Source organism: Ramlibacter sp. Leaf400 (genome assembly GCF_001424545.1).
In the GTDB taxonomy this organism is placed as follows: domain Bacteria; phylum Pseudomonadota; class Gammaproteobacteria; order Burkholderiales; family Burkholderiaceae_C; genus Ramlibacter.
This window is the reverse complement of sequence record NZ_LMQL01000011.1, coordinates 376,060-402,424: the sequence shown is the minus strand read 5'-3', so window position 1 is coordinate 402,424 and position 26,365 is coordinate 376,060. Positions and strand designations below refer to the sequence as shown.

At 70.9% G+C, this 26,365-nt stretch carries 25 protein-coding genes; 5 read left to right on the top strand and 20 right to left on the bottom strand.

Annotated elements, in window-relative coordinates; translation table 11 throughout:
* Nucleotides 1-28: 28 nt before the first annotated feature.
* Complete coding sequence (locus ASG30_RS15520; protein ID WP_055898543.1) at nucleotides 29-331, top strand: hypothetical protein; 303 nt, start codon at nucleotides 29-31, stop codon at nucleotides 329-331.
* A gap of 100 nt (nucleotides 332-431) precedes the next feature.
* Here ASG30_RS15520 and ASG30_RS15515 read toward each other — a convergent pair whose 3' ends face one another.
* Both ASG30_RS15515 and ASG30_RS15510 read right to left on the bottom strand, forming a co-directional pair.
* A complete protein-coding gene (locus ASG30_RS15515; RefSeq protein WP_055898540.1) occupies nucleotides 432-1,535 on the bottom strand; it encodes a mechanosensitive ion channel family protein in 1,104 nt (367 codons plus the stop codon).
* Nucleotide 1,536: 1 nt separating this feature from the next.
* Nucleotides 1,537-2,448 carry an inositol monophosphatase family protein gene (locus ASG30_RS15510; protein ID WP_055898536.1) on the bottom strand — a complete coding sequence of 304 codons (912 nt, stop codon included), beginning with the start codon at nucleotides 2,446-2,448 and terminating at the stop codon, nucleotides 1,537-1,539.
* Between the two features lie 124 nt (nucleotides 2,449-2,572).
* On the opposite strand from ASG30_RS15510, the gene ASG30_RS15505 reads away from it, so the two are divergent.
* Nucleotides 2,573-3,298, top strand: coding sequence for an RNA methyltransferase (locus ASG30_RS15505; protein WP_055898533.1), 726 nt, complete (start codon nucleotides 2,573-2,575; stop codon nucleotides 3,296-3,298).
* A gap of 634 nt (nucleotides 3,299-3,932) precedes the next feature.
* Here ASG30_RS15505 and ASG30_RS15500 read toward each other — a convergent pair.
* From ASG30_RS15500 to yjgA, 3 genes are read right to left on the bottom strand one after another with little or no spacing between them, the layout of a single operon-like run.
* Nucleotides 3,933-5,144, bottom strand: a complete 1,212-nt coding sequence (locus ASG30_RS15500; protein ID WP_055898531.1) for an amidase — start codon at nucleotides 5,142-5,144, stop codon at nucleotides 3,933-3,935.
* Complete coding sequence (gene mog, locus ASG30_RS15495) at nucleotides 5,141-5,743, bottom strand: molybdopterin adenylyltransferase (RefSeq protein WP_055898528.1); 603 nt, start codon at nucleotides 5,741-5,743, stop codon at nucleotides 5,141-5,143. Before mog ends, ASG30_RS15500 begins: the two co-directional genes overlap by 4 nt.
* Complete coding sequence (yjgA, locus tag ASG30_RS15490; RefSeq protein WP_055898525.1) at nucleotides 5,736-6,350, bottom strand: ribosome biogenesis factor YjgA; 615 nt, start codon at nucleotides 6,348-6,350, stop codon at nucleotides 5,736-5,738. Before yjgA ends, mog begins: the two co-directional genes overlap by 8 nt.
* Nucleotides 6,351-6,412: 62 nt before the next feature.
* On the opposite strand from yjgA, the gene pmbA reads away from it, so the two are divergent.
* The gene (pmbA, locus tag ASG30_RS15485; protein ID WP_055898522.1) at nucleotides 6,413-7,822 is read left to right on the top strand and encodes a metalloprotease PmbA; all 1,410 of its coding nucleotides are present in this window, start codon (nucleotides 6,413-6,415) and stop codon (nucleotides 7,820-7,822) included.
* A 153-nt stretch (nucleotides 7,823-7,975) separates the two neighbouring features.
* Here pmbA and ASG30_RS15480 read toward each other — a convergent pair whose 3' ends face one another.
* The 11 genes from ASG30_RS15480 to nirB form a co-directional block, all read right to left on the bottom strand.
* Nucleotides 7,976-8,197 (bottom strand): type II toxin-antitoxin system HicA family toxin, encoded by a 222-nt coding sequence (locus tag ASG30_RS15480; RefSeq protein ID WP_055898520.1) that lies wholly within the window; start codon nucleotides 8,195-8,197, stop codon nucleotides 7,976-7,978.
* Nucleotides 8,190-8,396, bottom strand: coding sequence for a hypothetical protein (locus tag ASG30_RS15475; RefSeq protein WP_055898510.1), 207 nt, complete (start codon nucleotides 8,394-8,396; stop codon nucleotides 8,190-8,192). The genes ASG30_RS15480 and ASG30_RS15475 overlap by 8 nt, the downstream gene beginning before the upstream one ends.
* A 21-nt stretch (nucleotides 8,397-8,417) precedes the next feature.
* Nucleotides 8,418-8,867, bottom strand: coding sequence for a GatB/YqeY domain-containing protein (locus tag ASG30_RS15470; RefSeq protein WP_055898506.1), 450 nt, complete (start codon nucleotides 8,865-8,867; stop codon nucleotides 8,418-8,420).
* A gap of 92 nt (nucleotides 8,868-8,959) precedes the next feature.
* Complete coding sequence (gene rpsU / locus ASG30_RS15465; protein ID WP_012346814.1) at nucleotides 8,960-9,172, bottom strand: 30S ribosomal protein S21; 213 nt, start codon at nucleotides 9,170-9,172, stop codon at nucleotides 8,960-8,962.
* Nucleotides 9,173-9,397: 225 nt separating this feature from the next.
* Nucleotides 9,398-10,609, bottom strand: a complete 1,212-nt coding sequence (locus tag ASG30_RS15460; RefSeq protein ID WP_055898503.1) for an NAD(P)/FAD-dependent oxidoreductase — start codon at nucleotides 10,607-10,609, stop codon at nucleotides 9,398-9,400.
* A 6-nt stretch (nucleotides 10,610-10,615) separates the two neighbouring features.
* Nucleotides 10,616-11,041 (bottom strand): DUF2784 domain-containing protein, encoded by a 426-nt coding sequence (locus ASG30_RS15455; protein ID WP_055898501.1) that lies wholly within the window; start codon nucleotides 11,039-11,041, stop codon nucleotides 10,616-10,618.
* A gap of 203 nt (nucleotides 11,042-11,244) precedes the next feature.
* Nucleotides 11,245-12,018 (bottom strand): uroporphyrinogen-III C-methyltransferase, encoded by a 774-nt coding sequence (gene cobA, locus ASG30_RS15450; RefSeq protein ID WP_055898758.1) that lies wholly within the window; start codon nucleotides 12,016-12,018, stop codon nucleotides 11,245-11,247.
* A gap of 20 nt (nucleotides 12,019-12,038) precedes the next feature.
* Nucleotides 12,039-12,941, bottom strand: coding sequence for a DNA-binding protein YbiB (gene ybiB, locus ASG30_RS15445; protein ID WP_055898498.1), 903 nt, complete (start codon nucleotides 12,939-12,941; stop codon nucleotides 12,039-12,041).
* A 54-nt stretch (nucleotides 12,942-12,995) separates the two neighbouring features.
* Nucleotides 12,996-15,818, bottom strand: a complete 2,823-nt coding sequence (locus ASG30_RS15440; protein WP_055898755.1) for a nitrate reductase — start codon at nucleotides 15,816-15,818, stop codon at nucleotides 12,996-12,998.
* A gap of 16 nt (nucleotides 15,819-15,834) precedes the next feature.
* Nucleotides 15,835-16,263 carry a nitrite reductase small subunit NirD gene (nirD, locus tag ASG30_RS15435; RefSeq protein ID WP_055898495.1) on the bottom strand — a complete coding sequence of 143 codons (429 nt, stop codon included), beginning with the start codon at nucleotides 16,261-16,263 and terminating at the stop codon, nucleotides 15,835-15,837.
* Entirely contained in the window at nucleotides 16,260-18,707 is a 2,448-nt protein-coding gene (gene nirB / locus ASG30_RS15430) for a nitrite reductase large subunit NirB (protein ID WP_055898492.1), read from the bottom strand. The genes nirD and nirB overlap by 4 nt, the downstream gene beginning before the upstream one ends.
* A gap of 68 nt (nucleotides 18,708-18,775) precedes the next feature.
* Between nirB and ASG30_RS15425 the strand changes: the two genes are divergently transcribed.
* Complete coding sequence (locus ASG30_RS15425) at nucleotides 18,776-20,494, top strand: bifunctional protein-serine/threonine kinase/phosphatase (RefSeq protein ID WP_055898490.1); 1,719 nt, start codon at nucleotides 18,776-18,778, stop codon at nucleotides 20,492-20,494.
* A 101-nt stretch (nucleotides 20,495-20,595) separates the two neighbouring features.
* Here ASG30_RS15425 and ASG30_RS15420 read toward each other — a convergent pair whose 3' ends face one another.
* Nucleotides 20,596-21,846 (bottom strand): MFS transporter, encoded by a 1,251-nt coding sequence (locus tag ASG30_RS15420; RefSeq protein WP_055898487.1) that lies wholly within the window; start codon nucleotides 21,844-21,846, stop codon nucleotides 20,596-20,598.
* Nucleotides 21,847-22,052: 206 nt separating this feature from the next.
* On the opposite strand from ASG30_RS15420, the gene ASG30_RS22610 reads away from it, so the two are divergent.
* The gene (locus ASG30_RS22610; protein ID WP_162243743.1) at nucleotides 22,053-23,321 is read left to right on the top strand and encodes a type IV pili methyl-accepting chemotaxis transducer N-terminal domain-containing protein; all 1,269 of its coding nucleotides are present in this window, start codon (nucleotides 22,053-22,055) and stop codon (nucleotides 23,319-23,321) included.
* Nucleotides 23,322-23,336: 15 nt separating this feature from the next.
* Here ASG30_RS22610 and ASG30_RS15410 read toward each other — a convergent pair whose 3' ends face one another.
* Genes ASG30_RS15410 through ASG30_RS15400 form a run of 3 tightly spaced genes read right to left on the bottom strand, consistent with a single transcriptional unit; the run spans nucleotide 23,337 to nucleotide 26,313 of the window.
* Nucleotides 23,337-23,801 carry a chemotaxis protein CheX gene (locus ASG30_RS15410; RefSeq protein WP_055898482.1) on the bottom strand — a complete coding sequence of 155 codons (465 nt, stop codon included), beginning with the start codon at nucleotides 23,799-23,801 and terminating at the stop codon, nucleotides 23,337-23,339.
* On the bottom strand, nucleotides 23,801-24,172 hold the full coding sequence (locus ASG30_RS15405) for a response regulator (RefSeq protein WP_055898479.1): 372 nt from the start codon (nucleotides 24,170-24,172) through the stop codon (nucleotides 23,801-23,803). Before ASG30_RS15405 ends, ASG30_RS15410 begins: the two co-directional genes overlap by 1 nt.
* A 17-nt stretch (nucleotides 24,173-24,189) precedes the next feature.
* Nucleotides 24,190-26,313 carry an ATP-binding protein gene (locus tag ASG30_RS15400; RefSeq protein ID WP_055898476.1) on the bottom strand — a complete coding sequence of 708 codons (2,124 nt, stop codon included), beginning with the start codon at nucleotides 26,311-26,313 and terminating at the stop codon, nucleotides 24,190-24,192.
* Nucleotides 26,314-26,365 lie beyond the last annotated feature (52 nt).

The window sequence follows — 26,365 nt, the reverse complement described above, 5'->3', positions numbered from 1 at the left end:
GGAACACGCGCAGGGAGGCGTTTCCAACATGACGGGCAAGAAAGAGGAATTCGTGGTCGTGCCCCAGCACCAGCTGGGCTACCTCAAGGTGGTCTGCGCCGCCGCCAGCCGTTCCGCCGCCAAGGCCCAGGAGTCGGCCACCGCCGCCCGTGCCGAGCTGGCCGATGCGGTGGCCACCGGCCTGAAGCCCGCGCAGCTGCAGCACGTGTGGCGCCTGCACCGCGAGGCCATCCAGAAGATGAACATCGTGCTGTTCTTCGGACAGCTCTACGTGTCGGCGTTCCGCCGTCATCCGCCGCGCGGGCCTTCGCTGGCCTGGGACGGGAATTAGCCCAAGCCGTCATCCCCGCGAAGGCGGGGATCCAGTGCTTCCGATTTGCAGTGCGCCGCCTGGATTCCCGCCTACGCGGGAATGACGGGCAGGCGGGTGATCAGTTCGCGGAAACAGCCGCCACGCCGCCCGGCTCGCGCGCCCCGTCGGTCGCCTCCACCGCCAGGTGCCGCACGCTCGGCAGGCACTCCGGATGCTCCCGCGCCACCCAGGCGATCAACCCCTCCCGCACGTGGCAGCGCAGGTCGAACGCCCGTCCCGAATCCGTCGCCGAAACCAGCACCCGCACCTGCATGGTCCGTTCCGTCGCATCGGTGACCTGCACCACGAAAACGCGGCCGTCCCACTCGGCGGCGGACTCGACCAGGCGCCTGGCCTCGGCGCGAAGGGCGTCCATCGGCAGCGAGTAGTCGACGTTCAGGAACACCGTCCCCAGGATCTGGGCGCTGCTGCGGGTCCAGTTCTGGAACGGGTTCTCGATGAACCACTGCAGCGGGATGATGAGCCGCCGCTCGTCCCAGATCTTGAGCACCACGTAGGTGCCGGTGATCTCCTCCACCCGGCCCCATTCGCCCTGCACGATCAGCACGTCGTCCAGCCGGATCGGCTGCGCCAGCGCGAGCTGCAGGCCCGAGATCAGGTTGCTGAACACCGGCCGCGCGGCCAGGCCGGCCACCAGGCCCAGCACGCCCGCGGACGCCAGCAGGCTGGCGCCAACCTGGCGCGCGCCGGGGAAGGTCATCAGCGCCATCGCGATGCCCGCGATCAGCACCACCACCATCGCGCTGCGCGCCAGCACCCGCGCCTGCGTGTGGATGCGGCGCGCCTGCATGTTGTCCTCGACATCCACCGGGTGCTGCGAGATCACGCCGTCGGCCACGCCGCGGATCGTGGCGATGAAGAACCAGGTGAGCGCGCCGATCAGCAGCAGGCCGTTGGCATGGCGCACGTTGCCGATCAGGCGAAGGTCGTTGGGCGCGAGCTGCCACACGACCTGCAGCGCGATCAGCGGCAGCGCCGCGCCGGCGGCGCGTTCGACATCGACCAGGATGGCATGCAGGACGGGCGCGCTGCGCGTGGCGCGCCGCAGCAGCGACCCCACGATCCAGTGGAACGCCAGGGCGGCGACCACGGCCGCCATCGCCAGCACGGCGGTGGTGGTCCAGGGGTCCTGTTGCAGCAGTTCGGCGAACGGTCCCGTCATCTCACTCGGAACGGTCGTCGGGGGCGTCGGTGGCGTGGGTGGTGGGCGTGGTGTCCGGCGACACCAGGCTCGGGGCCTGGCGCACCAGGGCCTTCTCGCCGGCGGAGGCGAACTTGCTGTATTTGGAGAGCAGGCCGACCAGCTGGCCGTAGATGCGCGGGTTGCCCGCCACGCATTCGCGCTGGTCGATGAAGTCCGACTCGCCGGTGAAGTTGCCGATCAGGCCGCCCGCCTCGGTGACCAGCAGCGAGCCGGCGGCCACGTCCCAGGGCGACAGGCCGGTCTCGAAGAAGCCGTCGGTGAAGCCGGCCGCCACGTAGGCCAGGTCGAGCGCCGCGGCGCCCGGGCGGCGCAGGCCGGCGGTGCGCTGCATCACGTCGGACATCATGCGCAGGTAGTTGTTGAAGTTGTCGCCGGGGCGGAACGGGAAGCCCGTGGAGATCAGGCAGCGCGACAGCTCGGTGCGCTTGGACACGCGGATGCGCCGCTCGTTGACGTAGGCGCCGCGGCCGCGGGTGGCGGTGAACAGGTCGTTGCGCGTGGGGTCGTAGATCACGGCCTGCTCGATGCGGTCCTTCACGCGCAGCGCGATGCTGACGCAGTAGACCGGGAAGCCGTGGATGAAGTTGGTGGTGCCGTCCAGCGGATCGATGATCCAGACGAAGTCGGAACCCTGTCGTCCGTGCTGCTGGCCCGACTCCTCGGCCAGGATGGCGTGGTCGGGGTAGGCGGTGAGCAGCGTCTCGATGATGGCGTTCTCGCTGGCGTGGTCGACCTCGGTCACGAAATCGTTCACCTGTTTCTGCGAGACGCGCACCGCTTCGACGTCGAGGGCGGCGCGGTTGATGATGGCGCCGGCGGCGCGTGCGGCCTTGATGGCCACGTTGAGCATGGGGTGCAGATTGGACGACATGGGTTTTTAAGTGGCCGGTGCGCGGACAAAGGTTCCGTGCGCGGCGCTACAGGAGCGGCACCAGGGTGCGGGAGCCCCCGACGATGCGGGCGGCGACAATGCACGCGATTTTACCGGGCCTGCCTTGAAGACGCGCTTCATCCTCATTCAGACCAGCCACGCCGGCAATGTGGGCGCGGTCGCGCGCGCGATGAAGGTGATGGGCTTCGACGACCTGGTGCTGGTGGCGCCGCGCTGGCCCGACGTGTTGTCGCGCTCGGAGGCGGTCGAGCGCGCCAGCGGCGCCACCGACGTGCTGGCCAATGCCCGCATCGTGGCGACGCTGGACGAGGCGCTGGAAGGCGTCGACACGCTCTGCGCGACCGCGATGACGCCGCGCGACTTCGGCCCGCCCACGGCCACGCCGCGCGAGTACCTGCCGCTGCTGCCGCAGCGTTCCCAGGGCGTGGCCTTCCTGTTCGGTTCCGAACGCTACGGCATGCGCAACGAGGACGTGTACCGCTGCCATGTCGCGCTCACCATCCCGACCGCGCCCGACTACGGTTCGCTCAACATCGCCGCGGCGGTGCAGCTGATCGCCTACGAGTGGCGGCAGGCGCTGGGCGGCTTCGGCGTCGAGCCTTCGGCGACGCAGGTCGCCCCGGCCGATGCGCAGGCGGTGGCGGGGATGCTGGAGCACTGGGAGAGGGCGCTGGTGGACATCGGATTCCTGGATCCGCAGGCGCCCAAGAAGCTGATGCCGCGGCTGAACCGCCTGTTCAACCGCGCGCAGCTGACGCCGGAGGAGATCCACATCCTGCGGGGGGTGGCGAAGGCGATGCAGCAGGGGGCGGGGAAGGAGAAACGCTGAAGGAAGCCGTCATTCCCGCGAAGGCGGGAAACCAGAGCTTCCGGCTTTTCTCAGGTCGTCGCAGGCGCGCTGCGCTGGATTCCCGCCTTCGCGGGAATGACGGGGACAGGGGACCGGGATCGACATGCTCAGCGCGAACGGAGGGGGTGAGCGGACTTGCCCGCACCTGCACCCGTCCCGTTCCCGTTCCCGTTCCCGTTCCCGTTCCCGTTCCCGTTCCCGTTCCCGTTCCCGTTCCCGTTCCCGTCCCGCACCTTGTTCCCACGCGGCAGGCGGTGCCTGGCCCGGGCGATTTGTGGGACGAGCCGGGCTTTCCGCGGCCCGGCCGTTGCGAGCCGCAGGCGAGCTTGAGATCAACCTCTGACTCGCGGCAGCTGTCTGAACGGAGCGCTGCGCAGCAGCGCGCAGTGAGTTCTGCCGCGCAGGCCGGGCCGCGGAATGCCCTGCGAGTTCCAACCTCTGACTCGCGGCAGCTGTCTGAACGGAGCGCTGCGCAGCAGCGCGCAGTGAGTTCTGCCGCGCAGGCCGGGCCGCGGAATGCCCTGCGAGTTTGCGAGTGCAACGAGCAAACCGGCCCACCATGAGCCCGGGCCAGGCACCGCCTGCCGCGCGGGCGCGCGGCCCACGAAACAAATCAGAACCGGAAGGCCCTTTCCAGGAACCGACCGGCCTTCAGGCACAGCGCTTCTTCGCCCATCGACGCAACAACCTGCACCCCCACAGGCAACCCGTTCACCCCGGTAGTCCCCGGCACCGACAGGCAAGGCATATGCAGCAGCGTCCAAGCACGGTTCCACGTCGAAGCACCCGTGGACCCGAACCCCTCCGGCGCTTCATCCGGCGCACTCGGCGTGAGCAATACGTCGATCCCGTCGAACAGCGCCGGCAAGGCGCGACGGCCAGCAGCCGCCTGCACCAGGCCAGCCTCGTACTGCGCATCGGAAACTTGCCGTGCCTGCCCGAGGTACTCCCGCAAGATGGGCGACAGCGCGTCCGCATGGAACCCGTATTCATCCGCCAGCGCGCGAGAAGCCTCCCAGCCCTGCACCGCGTCATGCGCCTTGAACACAGCGCCCATCCACTCGGGCAGCTGCACGTCGCGCACCGTGGCGCCCGCCGCACGCAAGGCCGTGGCCGCAGCCTCCAGCGCCTTGCGGCCGCTGGCGGACAACGCTTCCCACGGGTAGTCCCACGCGATGCCGAACACCGGCGGGCGGCTTTCGCGCAGCCGCCAGTCGCGCCCGGCGAGAGCCGACGAAGACGTGGCCATCTCGTCCACCGTGCGGGTGAACAGCCCCACCGTGTCCAGCGACCAGGAGAAGGGCTTGAGCCCCGGCGTCGGCAGCGCGCCGTAGGTCGGCTTGAAGCCCACGACGCCGCAGTACGACGCGGGCCGGATCACCGAGCCGCCGGTCTGCGTGCCCACGGCGAGCGGCACCAGGCCCGCGGCCACGGCCGCGGCCGAGCCCGCCGACGATCCACCCGGCGTGCGGCCGGGCGCATTCGGGTTGCGCGTGTCGGTCGGGTTCAGGAAGGCGAACTCGGTGGTGCTGGTCTTGCCCACGACCACGCCGCCCGCGCGGCGGATCGCCTGCACGATGGCGGCGTCGCAGCGCGGCTGGTGGTCGCGGTACAGCGAGGAACCGTAGCCGGTGGGCAGCGCCGCCGTGTCGAAGATGTCTTTCACGCCGACCGGCAGCCCCTGCAGCACGCCATTGCCCGCAAGAGCCCGCTCCAGCTCCCGCGCCGCGCCGGCGGCATCGTGCAGCGCCACGAAGGACCGCAGCTCGCCGTCGCGCGCCGCGATGTCGTCCAGCGTGCGCTGCAGTTGCTGCTGCGCGCTCATGCCGCGCGCGGCGGACGCACCGCCGACTTGGGCCGGAACGCCTTGCAGACCTCGTCGTGGGTTTCGAGGTAGGGCCCGCCGATCAGGTCGATGCAGTAAGGCACGGCCGCGAAGATGCCGGCCACCACGGACTTGCCGCTCTCGTCCTTCAGGCCTTCCAGCGTCTCCTGGATGGACTTGGGCTGTCCCGGCAGGTTGATCACCAGGCTCTCGCCGCGGACCACCGCCACCTGGCGCGAGAGGATGGCCGTGGGCACGAAGCGCAGGCTGATCTGCCGCATCTGCTCGCCGAAGCCGGGCATCTCCTTGTCGGCGACGGCCAGCGTGGCCTCGGGCGTCACGTCGCGCCGCGCGGGGCCGGTGCCGCCGGTGGTGAGCACGAGGTGGCAGCCGACCTGGTCGACCAGGTCGACGAGGGCGGCGCTGATGCGCTCCTTCTCGTCGGGGATCAGGCGCGCCTCGAAGGTGACGGGGTTCTTCAGCGCGCGCGTGAGCCAGTCGCGCAGCGCGGGCAGGCCCTTGTCCTCGTACACGCCGCTGGAGGCGCGGTCGCTCACCGACACGATGCCGATGCGCACGGGGTCGAACGTCTCACTCATCCTGCAACTGCTCCTTCACGAGCTGGAAGATCTCGCGGAAGGCGCGCCCGTGGCGCGGCACCATCCCGCGCGAGATCTCGTCCTGGTTGGGCTGGCGGTCCTTGCGGGCCTGGCGGATCAGCGCGCGCAGCTGCTGGCTGTCGGTGCCGGGGTGCTGGTCCAGCCAGCGCTGCAGCGCGTCGTCCTTCTCGATCAGGTCGTCGCGCCACTGCTCGGCCTCATGCAGCGCCAGGCTCTCGCGCGCCGAGCCCTGGCGCTGGGTGTCCAGCGCCTCGCGCACGGCGACCAGCATCTCCTCGTCCAGGCCGCGCATCAGCTTGCCGATGTACTGCATCTGGCGGCGGCGGCCCTCGAAATCGGTGATGCGGCGCACCTGGTCGAGCGCCTCGAGCAGCTTCTCGGGCAGCTGCAGGCGATCCAGCAATTCGGCGCGCAGCGTGAGCAGCGACTCGCCCAGCTTCTGCAGCTCGGCGCTCTCGCGCTTGAGCTCGGTCTTGCTGTTCTCCTGGAAATTCTTGAGTTCGGCCTTGAGCTGCAGGTCCAGCTCGCTGCCTTCGGCGACGAACTGGCCGCGCACGAAGTAGCCCTTTTTTGGTTTGCGTGACATGGCGGGAAGAGGGGGCGCGGGGGCCGGTGGCGCAGGGTGGCCGCAAGTATCATAGCCCCGCCATGACAGACCACTCCCGCGCTTCCAACGCTTCAGCACCCGCCACTTCGTCGAACTCGGCCCAGGGTTTCTCGTACAGCCGCGCCACCTTCGAACAGCTCGTCGACACGGCACTCGCGCATGCAAAGAAGCTCGGCGCCACGGATGCGGCGGCCGAAGCCTCCGAAGGCTGCGGCCTCTCGGTCTCGGTGCGCAAGGGAGAGCTGGAGAACGTCGAGCGCAACCGCGACAAGTCGCTGGGCGTGACGGTCTACATCGGCCAGCGCCGCGGCAATGCGAGCACCTCCGATTTCTCCGAGGCCGCCATCGCGCAGACGGTGCAGGCCGCCTACGACATCGCGCGCTTCACCGCCGAGGACCCGGTGGCCGGCCTGCCGGATGCCGGCGACATCGCCGGCCCCGACGAGCAGCCCGACCTGGACCTGTTCCACCCCTGGTCGGTCGACAGCGAGGAGGCCGCCCGCATCGCGCTCAAGTGCGAGGCCGCGGCCTTCGCCACCGACAAGCGCATCACCAACAGCGAAGGCGCCGGCGTGTCGGCGCAGCAGAGCCATTTCTTCAGCGCCCACACGCGCGGTTTCCGCGGCGGCTATGCCAGCTCGCGCCACTCGGTGTCGGTGGCGCCGATCGCGGGCAAGGGCGAGGACATGCAGCGCGATGCCTGGTACTCGTCCATGCGCGCGGCCGGCGAACTGGCCGATCCCGAGGCCGTCGGGCGCTACGCGGCCGAGCGGGCGCTGGCCCGCCTGAAGTCGCGCAAGATCGCCACGCGCGAGTGCCCGGTGCTGTTCGAGTCGCCGCTGGCGGCGGGCCTGCTGGGCGCCTTCGTGCAGGCGGTCAGCGGGGGAGCGCTCTACCGGCGCAGCACCTTCCTGCTGGACTCGCTGGGCAAGCCGGTGTTCCCGTCGCACATCGACGTGCTGGAGGACCCGCACCAGAGGCGCGGCAAGGGCAGCGCGCCCTTCGACGAGGAGGGCGTGCGCACGTCGGCCCGCAAGGTGGTCGACGCCGGCCGCGTCGGGGGCTATTTCCTCTCCAGCTATTCGGCGCGCAAGCTGGGCATGAAGACAACAGGCAATGCCGGCGGCTCGCACAACCTGTCGCTGGTGTCGCGCCAGACGCGGCCCGGCGACGACCTGGTGGAGATGCTGCGCAAGCTGGGCACGGGCCTGTTCGTCATCGAGCTGATGGGGCAGGGCGTCAACTACGTGACGGGCGACTACTCCCGCGGCGCCAGCGGCTTCTGGGTGGAGAACGGCGAGATCGCCTTCCCGGTGCAGGAGATCACCATCGCCGGGAACCTGAAGGACATGTTCCAGGCGATCGACGCGGTGGGGTCGGACACGTACAACTACGGGGCCAAGACCGTGGGGTCGGTGCTGGTGAACCGGATGAAGGTGGCGGGGTCGTAAGCGACTCGTGAAGGGTCCTTGGGTGGTCGCCGTCCTGCAGCTAGTTTCTGCGGTCCTTCTACCGCGGGAGTGAACATCCAGGGGTTTTCTGAAGCAGCGGCGCGCCTCTTGGCGTTCGATGAACCTCCTGCTCGCTGAGTTGTAGTCGCCCAGTCAGTTCTTCAGGCCGGCGATGAAGTCCGCGGCGCTCACGCCGGCTTGCTTCAGGATTCCCGACAGGGTGCCCACCTTGACCTCCCGGTGGTCGGGCACGACGCATCCCGTGGCCCCTCGGCGCAGCACGACGTGGCTGCCGCGCTGGCGAAGGCGAACGAAGCCCATTCGTTCCAGCGCGCGAATGATCTCGGCGCCGGACAGGTGAGGCAGGCTAGGCACTCGCCTGAACGTCGAAGGTTGTGACGATCGGGTGGCCCGTGCTCAGAACCGGAAACTCCTCCAGATAAAGCGCCGTCGCCTCGCGCAGGTTGCTGATCGCATCCTGGATGGTCTCGCCTTCGGTGGTGGTTCCGGTCTCCGGATTGAGCGCGGTGTAGCCGCCTTCCGGTGCGGGCATCAGGACAGCGGTCAGTTGCATGATGGTCTCCGTGCGACGGTCTCAGCCGCCGGATAGTACCGCCTTCACCGCCGCCGACACCTGCCCCATCTCCGCCTTGCCCGCCAGCCGCTGCTTGGCGGCGCCCATCACCTTGCCCATGTCGCCGGGGCCCGAGGCGCCCAGTTCGGCCACGATGGCTTTGACTTCCGCCGCGACCTCGTCGGCCGACAGGCGCGCCGGCAGGTAGGCCTGGAGCACCGTCACTTCCGCCGCTTCCTTGTCGGCCAGGTCCTGGCGGGCGGCCTTCTGGAAGGCTTCGATGCTGTCCTTGCGCTGCTTGATGAGCTTGTCGACGATGCCGACCACGGCGGCGTCGTCCAGCTCGATGCGCTCGTCCACTTCCTTCTGCTTCATGGCCGCCGTCAGCAGGCGGATGGTGCCCAGCCGCTCGGCGTCCTTGGCGCGCATGGCGGCCTTCATGTCCTCGGTGATGCGTTCCTTCAGGCTCATGGCCAGTTCCTCCAGTCGTGAAATGAAAAAAGCCTGCCGCGAGCGTCCCCGGGGCAGGCTGGGCGGGCGGCCGCGCTGCGGCGCCTGCTGGATCAGTACAGCTTCTTGGGCAGCTGCATGCTGCGCACGCGCTTGTAGTGGCGCTTGACCGCGGCAGCCTTCTTGCGCTTGCGCTCGGCGGTGGGCTTCTCGTAGAACTCGCGGGCGCGCAGTTCCGTCAGCAGGCCGAGCTTCTCGATGGTGCGCTTGAAGCGGCGAAGGGCCACGTCGAAGGGCTCGTTTTCCTTAACTCGAATGGTCGTCATGAATCCGTGGATCTCGAAAGGGTGCCGCAAGAAGATCGGGCTTGCGACGGGGTGTCCCCGACTGAAGGTGATCAGGCCGTCGGGGGATGCCGGCAAAGCCAGAGATTATAGCGGGCTGAACCGGGCGGGCAACCCGGCCCCCTCCGTCATTCCCGCGGAGGCGGGAATCCAGGGCTCCCGACTTTGCACTGCGCCCCCTGGATCCCCACCTGCGCGGGGATGACGCTAGTGGGCGGCAGCCATCCCCTGCGCGCAGGCCCAGGCGCTGGCCCAGGCCCACTGGAAGTTGTAGCCGCCCAGCCAGCCGGTCACGTCGACCACCTCGCCGATGAAGTACAGCCCCGGCTGGCGCGATTCCAGGGTCTGCGACGACAGCTCCCGGGTGTCGACCCCGCCGGCCGTCACCTCGGCCTTGCGGTAGCCCTCGGTCCCGCTGGGCACCAGCTCCCAGTGGGACAACCCCAGGGCCAGCGCCCCCAGCGCCTTGTCCGAGGCCTCGTTCACCGGGCGCTGCCAGCCCGCATCGCGCTGCGCCCAGGCATCGGCCAGGCGCGACGGCACCCAGGCCGCCAGCTCGTTGGCGATGAGCTTGCGCGAACGCGCCTTGGCCCGCTGAAGCTCGGCCGGAAGGTCGGCCCCCGGCGCCAGGTCGATGCGCACCGGCGTGCCGGGCTGCCAGTAGCTGGAGATCTGCAGCACGGCCGGGCCGGACAGGCCGCGGTGGGTGAACAGCAGGTCCTCGTCGAACGCGACCGCCGATTTCTTCGCGCCGGTCGCGATGCGCACCGGCAGCGCCAGCCCGGCCAGCTGGGCGTACGGCGACCAGTCCTCGCCCTCGAAGGTCATCGGCACCAGGGCCGGCCGAGGCTCGACCACGCGCAGGCCGAACTGCCGGGCCAGGCGGTAGCCGAAATCGCTGGCGCCGATCTTGGGGATGGACAGCCCGCCGGTGGCGACGACCACCCGCTTCGCACCCACCGGGCCCTGGTCGGTGTCCAGCTCGTAGCCCTCCGCGCCCTGCCGCACGGCGGCCACGCGGCAGGGCTGCCAGCGCGTCACGCCACCCGCATCGCACTCGGCCAGCAGCATCCGGATGAAGTCCTCCGAGCTGCGGTCGCCGAACAGCTGGCCCTTGTGCTTCTCGTGGAAGGCGATGCCATGGCGCTGGACCAGGCCCAGGAAATCGGCCGCGGTGTAGCGCGACAGCGCGCTGCGGCAGAAGTTCGGGTTGTCGCCCAGGAAGTGCTTGTGCGGCGCGCGCGGGTCCAGGTCGCGGTTGGTGAAGTTGCAGCGGCCGCCGCCCGAGATGCGGATCTTCTCGGCGATGCGCTCGCTGTGGTCCACCAGCAGGACCTTCAGGCCGAGCTGGCCCGCCACCCCCGCGCAGAACAGGCCGGCCGCGCCGGCGCCGATGACGACCGCGTCGAATCGCTGCACCGCGGCTCAGCCTCCACGCAACCGCGGCGAGCGGTGCGGCGGGAAAGCGATCCAGGCGGCCGCGACGGCCAGCCCGAAGGCGGTGTACACGAGCGCGAACACCCAGGCCGGCGCCTCGTAGAACAGCAGCCACTGCACCCAGTGCTCGACGAAGCCGCGGTCGTAGGCGGTGTCGCCCGCCTGCAGGCGCAGCCAGCTTTCCAGCGTGGTGAGCGGGCAGGCCGCCCCCAGCCATTGCTGCGCCACCACGTAGCCGATGGCCGCCAGGTGGGCCAGCCGGAAGGCCAGCGAATTCACCCAGCGCCAGCCGCGCGCATTGCCCGCGACCACCAGCACCAGGCCGCCGACGACGAACAGCACGATGCCCAGGTGCAGCACCAGCACGGCGTCCGCCAGCAGGCGGTAAAGGGAAGGGGATTCGGCGAGAGCCATGGCAGCGGGCCGCCATTGTGCCGCGCCGAGTTCGTCATCCTCGCGGAGGCGGGGAAGTAATCCGTCATCCCCGCGGAGGCGGGGAGGGAATCCGTCATCCCCGCGGAGGCGGGGATCCAGTGCTTCCGGCTTTGTCGGGTGCCGGGGGCGCGCTGCGCTGGGTTCCCGCCTTCGCGGGAATGACGAACGCCGCGAACCCGCGCTCAGGCCGCGCGGACCTGCGGCTGCTCGTGCCGGATCGCGACCACGCCGCGGATCACGTCGCCCACCACGATGACGGCGGGGCTGGCCATCTGCTCGCGCGCGATGGTCGCGGCCAGTTCGCCCAGGGTGGTGACGGCTTCGCGCTGGTCGGGCATGGTGGCGCGCTGGATCACGGCCGCCGGCGTGCGGGCGGGCAGGCCGGCCAGCAGCTGGTCCTGGATCTGCTGCGCGCCGCTCACGCCCATGTAGATGACGAGCGTCAGGCGCGCCTGGTGCGCAGCCTCGGAGAGCGCGCGCCAGTCGGGCGGCTCGCCGCCGCGCTGCGCATGGCCGGTGACGAACACCACGCCCTGCGCATGCTCGCGGTGGGTCAGGGGAACGCCCAGCGACGTGACGGCCGCCAGGCCCGCGGTGATGCCGTTGACCACTTCCACCGTGACGCCGGCTTCGCGCAGGTGCTCCACCTCCTCGCCGCCACGGCCGAAGATGAAGGGGTCGCCGCCCTTGAGGCGCACCACGTTCTCGCCCTCGCGCGCGGCCATCACCATCAGGCGCTCGATGAAGGCCTGCGGCGTGCTCTTGCAGCCGCCGCGCTTGCCCACGTGCACGATGCGAGCGCCCTTGGGCGCCAGCGCGACGATCTCTTCGCTCACCAGGTCGTCCACCAGCACGACGGTGGCGGCGCGCAGCGCCTTGACGGCCTTGACGGTGAGCAGGTCCGGGTCGCCGGGCCCCGCGCCCACGAGCGTGACCTTGCCTTGCGATTCATCCATGGTCTTCGTCTCCCTGTTCGTCATGCCGAGGCCAGACGCAAGATATGTTCCACCTGAAGTGCGATCGACGTGGGCAGCGGTTGCCGTTCCTCGATGACGTTTCGGATGTACGCGGCCGTGGCCGCGGCATCCACGCCCGAGGGCCAGCCGGGCAGGTCGGTCAGGGTGCCGCGCTCCTTTTCCTGCAGCACCACGCGCCGGCCCGCGACGAAGCCTTCCATCTGCGGCATGCGCCGCGCATCGGCCACTGCTTCGCCCTCGGTACCGCGCAGCAGCAAGGCCGTCGAGCCCATGAGCTCGAACACCGCGCCCATGGACTGCGCGTATTCCGGATGCGTGTAGCTGCCCACCAGCACCGCCGGACCTTCGCACGGGTCCATCAGCTTGACCAGGCTGTGCGAGGAATTGCGCAGGCCGACCACGCGGCGCACGTCGAGCAGGCGCTTGAGGCCCGGGTGCAGCCGTTCGGTGGGCGCGAAGGCCGCCTCACCCTTGTGCAGCGGCCGCAGCGTGTCCAGAGTGGCGATGCCGACCTCGGCCAGCACCTCGGTGATGAACACGCGGCTGCTCTCGGTCGAGGTGCCGTGCACCAGCACGGGCAGCCCGCGCTGCGCCAGCAGGAGCGCGAGCAGCGGCGTGAGCACCGGAAGGCGGCGCGCGCCGTTGTAGCTCGGCAGCACGACCACCGGCGCTTCGCAGCGCGGCAAGAGGTTCATGCGCGAGCGCGTGGCATCCAGGAAGCCGGCCATCTCCTCGGGCGTCTCGCCCTTGATGCGCATGGCCAGGCAGAAGGCGCCGACCTCCAGGTCGGTGACCGACCCGTCCAGCACCTGGCCGAAGAGGTCGGCCGCCTGCGCGCGGTCGAGCGGGCGCGCGCCCTGCTTGCCGCGGCCGATCTCCTTGAGGTACTGGCTGATGCCCACGCGTCGATTGTCCCAAAGGCGTTAGCACCGCCGGCTATAAGCCCAATGACGGGCTCAGGCGGCGCGGCGCAGCAGGGGCGTGGCGCGCACCAGCCGCTTGAGCTCGGGGATGCACGAGCCGCAATTGGTCCCGCAGCGCAGCCGGTCCTGCACCTGCTGCAGCCGCGCGCCGTCGGCGCCTTCGCAGTCGGCCAGCACGCCCAGGATCTCGGATTCGCCCACGTTGAAGCAGGTGCAGACCTGCTTGCCGCGCGAGACCAGCGCCACCGGCGCCTTGGCGCCCGGGGCCAGCAGCAGCCGGCCGTAGGCCTGGGCCGGCCGCTCCTCCTGCAGCAGGGTGCGGATCCAGGATTCGGCGCGCGTGTCGCCGGCCAGCAGGAAGGCCTCGAGCCGCGTGTCCTCGCCGTGGCGGACCAGGCGCGCCGCGCGCCGCTGGCCCCTGCGGCGGTCGGCGTAGCGCAGCACCTGCGGACCGTCGAGCTGGAGCGCGGCTTCCAGCCGGACCAGCAGCTCCTCGGGCGGCGCCTCGTAGGCGGCGGCACGGAACAGCACGCCGGAGCGCTCGCGCCCGAAGGGCACGCAGGTGGCGAAGGGGAAGGCCGACATCAGGCCGCGCAGCGTTTCGCGGGCGCGCAAGGCATCGTCCTCGGGCAGCCAGCCCATGGCCAGCAGCGTCCAGCCGAGCTCGGCCTTGATGATCTTGACGGCCGCGTGCTTGAGCTCGGGCTGCCTGGACTGCGGGCAGTAGGCCGAGGTGGTGATCGCGTTCACGCCGGCCAGCCGCGTGCCCGTGCTGGAGACACCCGAGAGGTACTCCTCGCCCCAGTGCATGGCGATGAAGGCCTGGTTGAGCCCCAGGTCCGGGCTGGCCTGCACCGGCACCACGATGGAGCCGCGCTTGGAGGTCAGGTGCACCAGGTCGCCTTCCTTGAGCTGGCGGCGCTCCATGTCCTGCGGGTGCATCTGCACCGCGGGTTCGGCGACGTGGCCGAACAGCCGTGGCAGCGTGCCGGTGCGGCTCATGCCGTGCCACTGGTCGCGCAGGCGCCCGGTGGTGAGCGAGAACGGGTAGCGCGATTCGCGCGGTTCGGCGACCGGCTTGTAGGGCGCGGCCACGAAGCGGGCCTTGCCGTCGGGCGTGGGGAAGCGGCCGTCTTCGTAGAGGCGGGGCAGGCCGGTGGTGGCGCCGGCGGGGAAGGGCCATTGCTGCGGGGCCTGTTCGAGCAGCGCGTAGCTCAGGCCGGTGATGTCCAGATCGCGGCCGCGGGTGGACTCGCGGTGTTCGAGCCAGACGGATTCGGGGGTGGGGTAGGGGAAGAGGGTGGAAGCGGGATCGCTCCCTCTCCCGCTTGCGGGAGAGGGCTGGGGTGAGAGTGCCCACCCTTGCAACCGCCGCTCCAGCCTCCGCGCAAAGTCCACCACGATGGCCCAGTCATGCCTCGCCTCGCCCGGCGCCGGCACCGCAGGCCGCACGCGGCTGATGCGCCGCTCGCTGTTAGTGACCGTCCCGTCCTTCTCGCCCCAGGTGGTCGCCGGCAGCAGCAGGTCGGCCCAGTCGCAGGTCGCAGTCGTCGCGAAAGCCTCCTGCACCACCACGAACTCCGCGCGCTCCAGCGCCCGCCGCACCGTCGCCTGGTCGGGCATCGACTGCGCCGGATTCGTGCAGGCGATCCACAGCGCCCGGATCTCGCCGTCGGCCGCGGCCTGGAACATCTCCACGGCCGTCTTGCCCGGCTTCTCCGGCACCGACGGCACGCCCCACAGCGCGGCGACTTCCGCGCGGTGCTGCGGGTTCGCCAGGTCGCGGTGCGCCGACAGCAGGTTGGCCAGCCCGCCCACCTCGCGCCCACCCATCGCATTGGGCTGCCCGGTCAGCGAGAACGGTCCCGCCCCCGGCCGGCCGATCTGCCCGGTGGCCAGGTGCAGGTTGATCAGCGCGGCGTTCTTGGCCGTGCCGCTGCTGGACTGGTTCAGCCCCTGGCAGTAGAGGCTGAGCGTCGCGTCCGACGTGGCGAACCACCTGGCCGCGGTGAACAGGTCCTCTTTGCGCAGCCCGCACACCTGGGCCACCACCTCGGGCGTGCACTCGCGCACCAGCGCCTTGAGTTCGTCGAACCCGGTGGTGTGGCCCGCGATCCAGTCGGGCCGCGTCCAGCCTTCCCACAGCATGATGTGCAAGAGGCCGTTGAACAGCATCACGTCGGTGCCGGGCTGCAGCGGCAGCACCAGGTCGGCCAGTTCGGCCGTGTCGGTGCGGCGCGGGTCGCACACCACCACCTTCATGTCCGGGCGCCGCGCCTTGGCTTCCTCGACGCGGCGGAACAGCACCGGGTGCGCCCAGGCCGCGTTGCTGCCGGCGATGAACAGGCAGCCGGCGTGGTCCACGTCCTCGTAGCAGCTGGGCGGCGCGTCGGCGCCCAGCGTCAGCTTGTAGCCCGCGACCGCGCTGCTCATGCACAGGCGCGAGTTGGTGTCGATGTTGTTGGTGCCGATCAGGCCCTTGGCCAGCTTGTTGAAGACGTAGTAGTCCTCGGTGAGCAGCTGGCCGGAGACGTAGAAGCCCACGCTGTCGGGCCCATGGTCGCGGATCACCTGCGAGAACGTCTCGGCGGCGAAATCGAGCGCCGCGTCCCAGCCGACCGCCCTGGGCGCATCGCCGCGGCGCTCGCGCCGCATCGGCTGCAGCAGGCGGGCCTGCCGCGTGATGGCCGGGGTCGCGGTCAGGTGCAGGGTCGAGCCCTTGGTGCAGAGGCGGCCGAAGTTGGCGGGGTGCTGCGGGTCGCCGCGCACGCCGGTGACCTGGCCGCCGCGCGATTCGATGATCACGCCGCAGCCCACGCCGCAATAGGGACAGGTCGACCTGGTTTCGCCGGTCATCGCCTCGCCTGCCATCTCACTGCCCGTGCGGCGCCTGCACGTCGTGCGAGGCGTCGCCCAGCGCGCCGGTGCCCGCGCACGGGCCGGCCCGCGGCGGCTCGACGTCGGTGGCCAGCGTCGCCAGCTCCACCGGGTCCAGCAGCACCTGGCCGTCCTGCACCTTGCAGGCGAAGCGCTGGGTGCAGCCTTCGTCCGGCCCCTTGGCGCAGCCGTCGTCCAGCCCGATGGTCCAGTTGTGCAGCGGGCAGGCCACGCTGGTGCCGAACACGATGCCCTGCGACAGCGGGCCGCCCTTGTGCGGGCAGCGGTCGAGCAGGGCGAACACCTGGTCCTGGTCGTTGCGGAACACCGCGACGTCCATGCCGCGCGGGCGCGCCACGCGCCGGGACCCCAGCACCGGGATGTCGTCCACCCGGCAGATCACTTTCCAGTCGTTCGTCTTCATGCTTCCTGTCCCTCGGCCTGCAGCTTGCCGAACTGCCGCGTGTCCACCTGCGCCTTGTCGTGCTCGAACCAGGGGTCGGGCTCGCCGTCCAGGCTGAACTGCAGCCGCTCCCACAGCGCCTTGCGGCCTTCGTGGTCGTCCAGCACCTTCTTCTTCACGTGATCCAGGCCGACGCGGTTCACGTAATGCACGGTCCGCTCCAGGTACCAGCCTTCCTCGCGGTACAGCTGCAGGAACGCGCCGCTGTACTCCAGCACCTCCTCGCGGGTCTTGACCTTGCAGAAGAACTGGCCGGCCTCGGTCTTGATGCCGCCGTTGCCGGCGACGTAGAGCTCCCAGCCGGAGTCCACGCCGATCACGCCCACGTCCTTGATGCCGGACTCGGCGCAGTTGCGCGGGCACCCCGACACCGCCAGCTTCACCTTGTGCGGCGCGTACATGCGCCAGAGCGCCTTCTCCAGGTCCTTGCCCATCTGGGTGGAGTCCTGCGTGCCGAAGCGGCACCACTCGCTGCCCACGCAGGTCTTGACCGTGCGCAGCGCCTTGGCATAAGCGTGGCCCGAGGGCATGCCGATGTCCTTCCAGACGTCCTGCAGGTCCTCCTTCTTCACGCCCAGCAGGTCGATGCGCTGGCCGCCCGTGACCTTCACGGTGGGGATCTGGTACTTGTCCACCACGTCGGCGATGCGCCGCAGTTCGGCCGCGGTGGTCTCGCCGCCCCACATGCGCGGGATCACCGAGTAGGTGCCGTCCTTCTGGATGTTCGCGTGGCTTCGCTCGTTGATGTAGCGCGACTGCGGATCGTCCCTGGCCTCCTTGGGCCAGGTGGAGATCAGGTAGTAGTTGATCGCCGGGCGGCAGGTGGCGCAGCCGTTGGGGGTGCGCCACTCCATGAACTTCATGGTGTCGGCGATCGTCAGCAGCCGGTTGGTGCGGATGGCGTCGCGCACGTCCTGGTGGCTGTGGTCGGTGCAGCCGCACACCGCCTTCTTCTTGGGCGTGGCCGAATAGTCGCCGCCCGCGGTGAACATGATGATCTGCTCCACCAGGCCGGTGCAGGAGCCGCAGGACGCGCTGGCCTTGGTGTGCTTGCGCACCTCGTCCAGCGTGAACAGGCCCTTTTCCTTGATCGCCTTGCAGATCGAGCCCTTGCTCACGCCGTTGCAGCCGCACACCTCGTCGGTGTCGGCCAGGGCGGCGGCCTTGCTCTGGCCCTGGTGGCCGGCATCGCCCAGGTTGGACTCGCCGAACATCAGCTTGTCGCGGATGTCGCTGACCTTGCGGCCCTCGCGCAGCAGCTTGAAGTACCAGCTGCCGTCCACGGTGTCGCCGTACAGGCAGGCGCCCACCAGCTTGTCGTCCTTGATCACCAGCTTCTTGTAGACGCCGCCGAAGGGGTCGCTCATCACGATCTGCTCGCTGCCTTCGCCGCCCATGAACTCGCCGGCGGAGAACAGGTCGATGCCGGTCACCTTCAGCTTGGTGGAGGTCAGCGAGCCGGTGTAGCGGCCGATGCCGAACTGCGCCAGGTGGTTGGCCGCCACCTTGGCCTGCTCGAACAGCGGCGCGACCAGGCCGTAGGCGATGCCGCGGTGCGCCGCGCATTCGCCCACCGAGTAGATGCGCGCGTCGGTCACGGTCTGCATGGTGTCGGTGACCACGATGCCGCGGTTGCAGTGCAGGCGCGCCTTCTCGGCCAGCTCGGTGCTGGGACGGATGCCCACGGCCATCACCACCAGCTGGGCTTCGTCCTCGGTGCCGTCCTTGAAGCGGATCGCCTTGACCCGGCCGCCGTCGTCGCCCACCAGCTCCTGCGTCTGCGCGCCCATGCGGAACTTCAGGCCGCGCTCTTCCAGCGACTTCTGCAGCAGCTTGCCGGCCACTTCGTCGAGCTGGCGCTCCATCAGCCAGGGCATGACGTGGACCACCGTGACGTCCATGCCGCGCTTCATCAGGCCGTTGGCGGCCTCCAGGCCCAGCAGGCCGCCGCCGATCACCACCGCCTTCTTGTAGACGCTGGCCGCCTCGATCATGGCGTTGGTGTCGGCGATGTCGCGGTAGGCGATCACGCCCTGCAGGTCCTTGCCGGGCACCGGCAGGATGAAGGGGTTGGAGCCGGTGCACAGCAGCAGCCGGTCGTAGGGCTCCTCGGTGCCGTCCTCGGCGCGCACCACGCGGCGCACGCGGTCGATCTCCACCACCTTCTTGCCGGCGTGCAGGCGGATGCCGTTCTGCTCGTACCACTCCCAGGAGTTCAGCACGATCTCGTCCAGCGTCTGCTCGCCGGCCAGCACCGGCGACAGCAGGATGCGGTTGTAGTTCGGGTGCGGCTCGGCGCCGAACACGGTGATCTCGTACAGCTCCGGTGAGATCTTCAGCAGTTCCTCGATCGTGCGGACGCCGGCCATGCCGTTGCCGACCATCACTAGCTTCATCTTCTTCATCGGGGGACTCCTGTCTTCAAGAAACGATTCGGGGATGCAATGCGGGCGCGCGCCGCTACCATCGGCGCATGGCGCTGCGGGTGGACATCGGCTGGCACAGCGAACGCGGCGCGCGGGCCGGGAACGAGGATTTCGCCGCGGCGCAGCGGCCGCAGGCGCATGAAACCGGGCACGGCCTGGTGGCGGCCATCGCCGACGGCGTCGCGGCGGGCGGCGGCGGCCGCGAGGCGGCCCAGACCACGGTGATGACGGTGCTGCAGGACTACTTCGGAACGCCGGCCACCTGGGACACCAGCGTGGCGCTGGACCGCCTGATCGGCGCCCAGAACGCCTGGCTGGCCTCGGCCAACCGGCGCGCCGGGGGCGGCGCCATGACCACGCTGACGGCCCTGGTTCTTCGCGGCCACAGCTACACCCTGGCCCACGTCGGCGACACCCGCGCCTGGCTGCTGCGCGAGGGCCGCTGCGAGCAGCTCACGACCGACCACGCCTTCGAGCATCCCGACCTGCGCAGCCGCCTCACCCGGGCCATCGGCCTGGAGGACCACGTGCGGGTCGACTACCTGCAGGGCGAGCTGCAGCGGGGCGACGTGTTCCTGCTGACCAGCGACGGCGTGCATGGCGCGCTGGGCGCGATGCAGCTGCGGCAGCTGGCGCAGCGCGCCACCGAAGGCGAGGCGCAGGCGGCCAGCGAGACCCTCGTGCGCGCCGCGCTGCAGGCCGGCAGCCGCGACAACGCCAGCGCGCTGGTGATCCGAGTCCTGGACCTGGCCGACGCGCGGCTGGAGGAGCTGATCGGCGGCCGGCAGCGGCCGGTGCCCGGGCGCCTGAAGGTGGGCGACACGCTGGACCAGTACACGGTCACCGCCGTCGTGGCCGACACCGGCCTGCACCGGCTCTACCAGGCCCGCGACAACGCCAGCCGCGAACTGGTGACGATCAAGACCCTGCACGAATCGCGTGCCGGCGACCCGGAGGAGCGCGCCATGCTGGCCCACGAGGTCTGGCTGGGGCTGCGGCTGGCCGAGCGCTCCGGCGGCACCGGCAGCGGCTTCGTCAACGTGCGCGAGCCGCGCGAGCCCAGCGCCTTCTACGCCGTGTTCGACTGGCATGGCGGCAGCACGCTGGAACAGGCGCTCGCGCGCAAACGCGCGTTCAGCGTCGAACAGGTGGTGCAGGGCGGCATCGCCGTGGCCCGCTCGCTCGGCCGGCTGCACCGCCAGGGGGTGGTGCACCGGGACATCAAGCCCGGCAACCTGCACCTGGGCGACGACGGCGCCTGGCGCGTGCTGGACCTGGGCGTCGCGGTGTCCGGCCAGGAGTCGGCGGTCGAACGCAGCCTGCATGCCGGCACGCCCAGCTACATGAACCCCGAGCAGTGGGAGGGCGAGGGCGGCGCCGCCGCGACGCCCGGCAGCGACCTGTACGCCCTGGGTGTGACGCTGTACCAGTGGCTCACCGGCCACCTGCCGTACGGCGAGGTCGAGCCCTACCAGCTGGCGCGCTACCGGCGCGACCCCAAGCCACCGTCGCGGCTGCGGCCGGACGTGCCGATCTGGCTCGACCACGTCGTGCTGCGCGCGGTCGCCCGCGACGCCCGGCAGCGGTTCGAGACCGCCGAGGAATTCGTGCTCGCGCTGGAGCGCGGCGCCTCCCGCCCGATCGCCGCGCCCGGCGCCACGCCCTACTTCAGCCGCGACCCCGCCGGCGTGTGGAAGGCCGCGCTGGTCGCGTCCGTGGTCCTGAACGGCCTGCTGCTGTTCTGGCTGCTGTTCCTGCCGAGATAGAGCCCTCGTCGTCCCCGCGGAGGCGGGGACCCAGTGCTTCCCTTGCGGGGCACCGGAATGCGGAAGCTCTGGATTCCCGCCTTCGCGGGAATGACGGGCTGTCATGCCGCCTTCCCTCCGCGCACCGGCGCCGGCGAAGGCCGCAGCCGCGCGCGGCCACCCTTCTCGGCCCAGGTTCGGGTCCAGCGGATCTGCATGATGCGCATCACCACCAGCACCACCAGGGACAGCGCCGCGAACAGGAAGAAGCCCCAGGCGTAGCTGCCCAGGTACTGGCGCGACAGGCCCATCGACGCCGGCACCAGTCCGCCACCCAGCGCGCCGATCTCGCCGATCATCGAGCCGGCCACCGCCGTGGTGGTGGGCCAGCGCAGCGGCACCAGCTGGAACAGCGCGCCGTTGCCCGCGCCCAGCGCGGCGAAGCACAGCATCATCAGGAGCGTGGTGGCCACCAGCGACGCGCCCGAGAACCCGATCAGCACGAGGGAGACGGTGACCACCACCAGCACCAGGGTGAGCGTGTTCAGGCCGCCCCAGCGGTCGGAGATCCAGCCGCCCACCACGCGCAGCGTGGCGCCCATGAAGGCCGCCAGCATGGTCAGCTGCCCCGCCTGCACCTTGCTCACGCCGAACTGCTCGAAGTAGTACGAGGGCAGGAAGCTGGTCAGGCCGATGAAGCCGCCGAAGGTGACGCAGTAGATCAGGCTGAACACCCAGCCGTCGCGCTCGAACAGGCAGGCCGTGTGCTCGCGCAGGCCCGCGTGCGGGTCCACGTCCTGGGGCTCGCGGGCGAAGATCACCATCACCGCGGCCGGGACCAGGATGGCGCAGGCCGCCACGCCGTAGACCGCCTGCCAGCCCAGCCACTGGGCCAGCGGCGGCGCCGCCAGCACCGACACCGCGGTGCCCACGTTGCCGGCGCCGACCAGGCCCATGGCCAGGCCCTTGTGCTGCGGCGGGAACGAGCCAGCGCCCAGGGACAGCGCCACGCCGAAGCTGGCGCCGGCGATGCCCAGCAGCACGCCCATGGCCAGCAGGTCGTTGAAGCTGTCGACGAACAGCAGGCCGAACAGCATGGCCACGCAGACCAGGCCCATCTCGACCAGGGTGGCCGACTTGCGGCCGATGTACTGCGCCAGCAGGCCCAGCGGGAAGCGCATGACGGCGCCGGCGATGATGGGCACCGACAGCATCAGGCCCTGCTGGGCGGCGGTGAGCTGATAGGCCTCGCGGATGAAGGGCGCCATGGCGCCGTTCAGCACCCAGATCGCGCAGGAGAACGCGAAGTACAGGAATGCCGCGACGAGGGTGGGAACGTGGCCGGACTGCAGGAAAGGCGTGCGCTGGTTCATCGTGTGTCTGGACCCGGGCGGAGCCGGGGCGGCTCCACCCCATTCGGGGGAGTACAGGACAGCACACGGCGTTGTGCGCGGGACCGGCGGTACGGTGCACGGTCCGGGTGCAGCATCGCACCCGACGCCTGCCTCCATGCACGGTCCGTGCCAGCGGCGCGCCGCAGGGCTTGCACTATGCTGTCGGCCCCTTCGAAAGCCCGCGCGTGACCTCCGTTCTGCTGCTCCTGACCCCCGATCCGTCGATGCCCGCGGTGGCCGGCGACCTTCGCAACGCCGGCTTCACGCTGGCCGGCGAGGGCGAGTGCGCGAACCTTGTGCGCGATGCACTGCGGGCGCAACCCGATGTGGTGCTTTGCTGGCAGCCCCGCCCGGACGACGCCTTCCTGGAGGCCGTGGGCACGCTGCAGGCGCAGCAGTCGGTGCCGCTGCTGGTGTTCACCCAGGACGCGGGCGCCGAGCCCATGCGGCGGGCCCTGGCGGCCGGGGTCCACGGCTGGGTGGTGCAGGGCTACGCGCCCAACCGCCTGCGGCCGCTGGTGCAGCTGGCCCAGGCACGCGAGGCGCACGAGCGGGCGCTGCGCGGGCAGGTGGCGGAGCTGGAGCGCAAGCTGGAGGAGCGCAAGCTGCTGGACCAGGCCAAGGGCGTGCTGATGCGGGCCCGCCGGGTCGACGAGCAGGAGGCGTTCGCGCTCCTGCGCAGCGCCGCCATGCACGGCAACCTGCGCGTGGGCCAGGTGTCGCGCCAGGTGATCGACGCGGCGCGCGCCGCCGACGCGATCAACCGCGCCGGCCAGCAGCGCATGCTGTCCCAGCGGCTGGTGAAGCTGTACGCCCTGGTCTGCCACCGCAGCGAGGCACCCTCGGCCCTGGCCCTGGTCCGGGCCTCGGTGGCCCGCGTGGAGGAGAACCTGCAGGCCCTGGACAAGGAGCTGTCGCCCGCCACCTTCGGCGACCTGCTGGCGGCGGCCCGCAGCGGCTGGCAGGCGCTGCGCGCCCCGCTGGAGGCGGCCCCGCGTGCGCAGGCGCTGGCCGCGGTGGACGCCCTGGCCGAGGACGTGCTGCGCCAGGCCGACGCGCTGGTGCTGGCGCTGGAGTCCTCGGGGCTGGCCACCACGGTGCGCATCGTCAACGTCGCGGGCCGCCAGCGCATGCTGTCGCAGCGCGCGGCCAAGCTGGCGCTGCTGGCCGCCCAGCCCGGCGCCGACGCAGGGGCCGCCGATGCCCTGGCCGCCACGGTGGGCGAATTCGAGGAGGGCCTGCGTTCGCTGGCCGAGGCGCCTCTGTCCACGCCGGAGATCCGCGAGCGGCTCGACCGCGGCCGCCAGGGCTGGGAGGCGCTGCGCCTGGCGCTGCCGCAGGCCGGCACCGCCCCGGGCCGGGCGAAGCTGGCGGCGGCCAGCGAGGCGCTGCTGGAGGACTTCGACCAGCTGACCGACGCCTACCAGCACAGCATCCAGGTCCTGATGGGCTAGGACGGCCCGGGTGGGCTAGGAGCGCCGCTCCATGTCGATGCAGACCAGCGCCGGCTGGTGGTTCCAGCGCAGCGTGATCACGCAGGGGTGCTTGCGCACGCGGGCCTGGATGCCGGCGCTGCCGTGCAGCTTCACCGGCACGCCGATGTTCAGCCCGGCGCCCAGGCTGCTGCGCGCGTTGCCGGCCAGGGTGTTGGCGATCTCGCCCACCGCGTCCAGCAGGTTGCCCGGCGACAGGTCGGTCTCCTTCTGCAGCAGGAGCAGCTCGCGCAGCAGCGGCGCCGGCATCGACACCATGACGTGGCCGTCGTAGCTGCCGGAGAAGCTGACGATGCCGTTGTAGTCGTGCCCCTGGACGTCGCCGGTGGCCAGGTAGGCCGAGGTGATCTGCGGCTCCTGCTGGGTGGTGGCCTTGAAGTAGTGGCGCACCGAGTCGACGAACAGCTTGAGCTCGGTCTCATGCAGCGGCTGATGTCCCATCACCGGACCTCCATCACTTCGAGCAGGGCCATCTTCAGCTCGTCGTCCGAGAACGGCTTGGCGACGAAGCCGCGCGCGCCCTTCCTGAGCGCCGCGATGGCGGTGCTCTTGTCGGACAGGGCGCTGACCACCAGGATGTTGAGCGTGGGCATCATCGCCAGCAGGTGGCCGATGCACTCGATGCCGTCCATCTCGGGCATGGTCAGGTCCATGGTGACCACGTCGGGGCGGGTGGAGCGCGCGATGCGCACGGCCTCGGCGCCGTTGCGGGCCAGGCCCACCAGGGACAGCGAGCCGATGCCGCCGTCCTGCACCACCCGCGAGATGCGCGAGCGGATCATGTTGGAGTCGTCGACGATGAGCAGGCGCATGCGGTGGTCTCCCCGCGTCAGGCGGCGAACCGCACCTTGAACTCGGTGCCCTGGCCCGGCGTGGACTGCAGCACCAGGCGGGCGCCGAGCTTGCGGATGTTGGCCTGCACCAGGTCCAGGCCGACGCCGCGGCCGGCGTGCATCGACAGGCCGTCGGCCGTGGAGAAGCCGGGCCGGAAGATGTGCGAGACCACCTGCCGCTCATCGAAGGCGTCCAGCTGCGCGGGCGTGTACCAGCCCAAGTCCAGCAGCCGCTGGCGCACGCGGGTGGCCGACAGGCCGGCGCCGTCGTCGCGCACGGAGAGCGTCCACTCGGTCTCGCCGCGGGTGAGCCGGGCCTCGACCGCGCCGGCCTCGGGCTTGCCGGCGGCGCGGCGGCGCAGGGGCGACTCGACGCCGTGCACCACGGCATTGCGCAGCAGCTGCACGGCGATCTCGCGCAGCAGCCCGGCCGGGCCTTCGTCCAGGTCGCCGAGGGCGGACAGCTGCACCACCGTCGCCACCTTCTTGCCGCAGTCGCCGGCCACCTCGTGCGCCAGCTGGGCCAGCGCGGCGTTGCCGGCCTCGGTCGCCGGCACGGCGGCCGACCGCTGCACGCCGGTCAGGCCCTTGAGGGCGGACACCTTGTTCAGCAGGTCCTCCAGCGGCAGGGGCAGGGCCAGCAGGGCGGCACCCACGTCGCCGCCGCCGGCCTCGCGCACCCGGGCCAGCTCGGTCTCGAACTGGTGCGCCTGCGACGCGACGGTGTCCAGGCCCAGCGTGCCCGCATCGCCCTTGATCGCGTGGATGCGGCGCGCCGCGTCCTCCAGGCGCTTGAGCACCGCGGCCTCGCCCTGGGCGGTGGAGGTGCTGCGCAGCAGGTCGTTGACCTCCAGCAGGCTGGCCTCGGCGCGCTCGACGAACTGGCGCAGCAGCGCCGGGTCGGCGTCGATGGCCTTGAGCAGCATGCCGAATTCCTTCTGCGACTTCAGGCGCTCGCCGGCCAGCTGGCGCTGCAGCTCGATGCGGGCCGTGATGTCCTGCACCGTCACCAGCAGGTGGCGCACGCCGGAGCCGTCCTGGACCCGGTTGAAGTGGAACGACAGCCAGCGCCGCTCCGGATTGCCCAGGCGGTTGCGGCCGAGCAGCTCCACCTCGGACAGCGGGTTGATGTCCTGCACCAGCGCCTCCTTGACGTGCGGCGCGAACAACAGGGCGACGTAGTCGCGCGCGTCGGTCAGGGCCTTCTCGGTCACCAGCGGCTGCAGGACGGTGAAGAAGTCCTCGCCGGCGGCGACGCGGCGGCCGAACAGCGTGTGGGCCGAGGCCGACAGCTGCGAGCCCAGGCGGTGGTCGGGCGTGATCAGGAACAGGCCCTCGCGCACCGCCTCCAGGATCTCGCGGTTCTCCTCGCCGGCGGCCTCGATCGCGGCGTCGGAGGCGCGCAGCCGGCGCAGGAACTTGAACAGGATGAAGGCGAAGTTCAGCAGCGCGAGCAGGATGCCGCCGGTCTGCACCATGCGCAGCGTGCTGGCCCGCGAGGCGCCGATCGACTGCGTCTCGGTGACGAACTCGTTGGCGATGTCCAGCAGGCGGATGTTGTTGGCCTGGCTGTAGGCCAGCGCGGCGGCCAGGTCCTCGGGCGTGAAGCCCTCGCGCAGCAGCGGCTGCAGGCGCTCGAAGTAGGGCTTCCACAGCGTGTCGATCCGCGCCTCGAGCTCGCGTCCGCGCGGCGAGGTCACGGCCTCCAGGAAGACCGGCTTGCCGTCGCCGCCCGGAATGGTCGCGCCGGTCTTGAAGGCCCCGTGCGACAGGTCGAAGATCCTGGTGCCCGCGCGCAGCTCCGCCAGCGTCTCGGGCTGGAAGGGGCGGCCGGCGGCCCGGGCCGCGTCCAGCTCCAGCAGGGTGCGGGCGATCCGCTGCGACACGTAGCGCTGGCGGCCGGCCAGGTTGATGGCCACGGTGTCCTGGTCGATCTTGAACGACGTGTAGAAGTTCAGCACCAGCACGCCGAGATCGAACAGCAGGAAGAAGGCCACCGCGATGACGATCTCGCGGTACTTGCCGGAGGCGAAACCGGCGCGGCGGGCGCGCGGGGAGGCCGCGGCGCGCGCGGGCGCGCCGGCGGCGGGGGCAGGGGCTAGGGACAGGACGGCGGCCAAGGATCCTCCGGGGTGGGTGCTTCGCGGTGGGGGGCGGGCGGCGCCGCCCCGG

Excerpts from the sequence above, each read along its gene's own strand:
- ASG30_RS15520 (WP_055898543.1), top strand. The coding sequence starts at position 29 with ATGACGGGCAAGAAAGAGGAATTCGTGGTCGTGCCCCAGCACCAGCTG.
- ASG30_RS15515 (WP_055898540.1), bottom strand. The coding sequence starts at position 1,535 with ATGACGGGACCGTTCGCCGAACTGCTGCAACAGGACCCCTGGACCACC.
- ASG30_RS15510 (WP_055898536.1), bottom strand. The coding sequence starts at position 2,448 with ATGTCGTCCAATCTGCACCCCATGCTCAACGTGGCCATCAAGGCCGCA.
- ASG30_RS15500 (WP_055898531.1), bottom strand. The coding sequence starts at position 5,144 with ATGAGCGCGCAGCAGCAACTGCAGCGCACGCTGGACGACATCGCGGCG.
- mog (WP_055898528.1), bottom strand. The coding sequence starts at position 5,743 with ATGAGTGAGACGTTCGACCCCGTGCGCATCGGCATCGTGTCGGTGAGC.
- yjgA (WP_055898525.1), bottom strand. The coding sequence starts at position 6,350 with ATGTCACGCAAACCAAAAAAGGGCTACTTCGTGCGCGGCCAGTTCGTC.
- pmbA (WP_055898522.1), top strand. The coding sequence starts at position 6,413 with ATGACAGACCACTCCCGCGCTTCCAACGCTTCAGCACCCGCCACTTCG.
- ASG30_RS15475 (WP_055898510.1), bottom strand. The coding sequence starts at position 8,396 with ATGCAACTGACCGCTGTCCTGATGCCCGCACCGGAAGGCGGCTACACC.
- ASG30_RS15470 (WP_055898506.1), bottom strand. The coding sequence starts at position 8,867 with ATGAGCCTGAAGGAACGCATCACCGAGGACATGAAGGCCGCCATGCGC.
- rpsU (WP_012346814.1), bottom strand. The coding sequence starts at position 9,172 with ATGACGACCATTCGAGTTAAGGAAAACGAGCCCTTCGACGTGGCCCTT.
- ASG30_RS15455 (WP_055898501.1), bottom strand. The coding sequence starts at position 11,041 with ATGGCTCTCGCCGAATCCCCTTCCCTTTACCGCCTGCTGGCGGACGCC.
- cobA (WP_055898758.1), bottom strand. The coding sequence starts at position 12,018 with ATGGATGAATCGCAAGGCAAGGTCACGCTCGTGGGCGCGGGGCCCGGC.
- ASG30_RS15440 (WP_055898755.1), bottom strand. The coding sequence starts at position 15,818 with ATGACCGGCGAAACCAGGTCGACCTGTCCCTATTGCGGCGTGGGCTGC.
- nirD (WP_055898495.1), bottom strand. The coding sequence starts at position 16,263 with ATGAAGACGAACGACTGGAAAGTGATCTGCCGGGTGGACGACATCCCG.
- nirB (WP_055898492.1), bottom strand. The coding sequence starts at position 18,707 with ATGAAGAAGATGAAGCTAGTGATGGTCGGCAACGGCATGGCCGGCGTC.
- ASG30_RS15425 (WP_055898490.1), top strand. The coding sequence starts at position 18,776 with ATGGCGCTGCGGGTGGACATCGGCTGGCACAGCGAACGCGGCGCGCGG.
- ASG30_RS15420 (WP_055898487.1), bottom strand. The coding sequence starts at position 21,846 with ATGAACCAGCGCACGCCTTTCCTGCAGTCCGGCCACGTTCCCACCCTC.
- ASG30_RS15410 (WP_055898482.1), bottom strand. The coding sequence starts at position 23,801 with ATGGGACATCAGCCGCTGCATGAGACCGAGCTCAAGCTGTTCGTCGAC.
- ASG30_RS15405 (WP_055898479.1), bottom strand. The coding sequence starts at position 24,172 with ATGCGCCTGCTCATCGTCGACGACTCCAACATGATCCGCTCGCGCATC.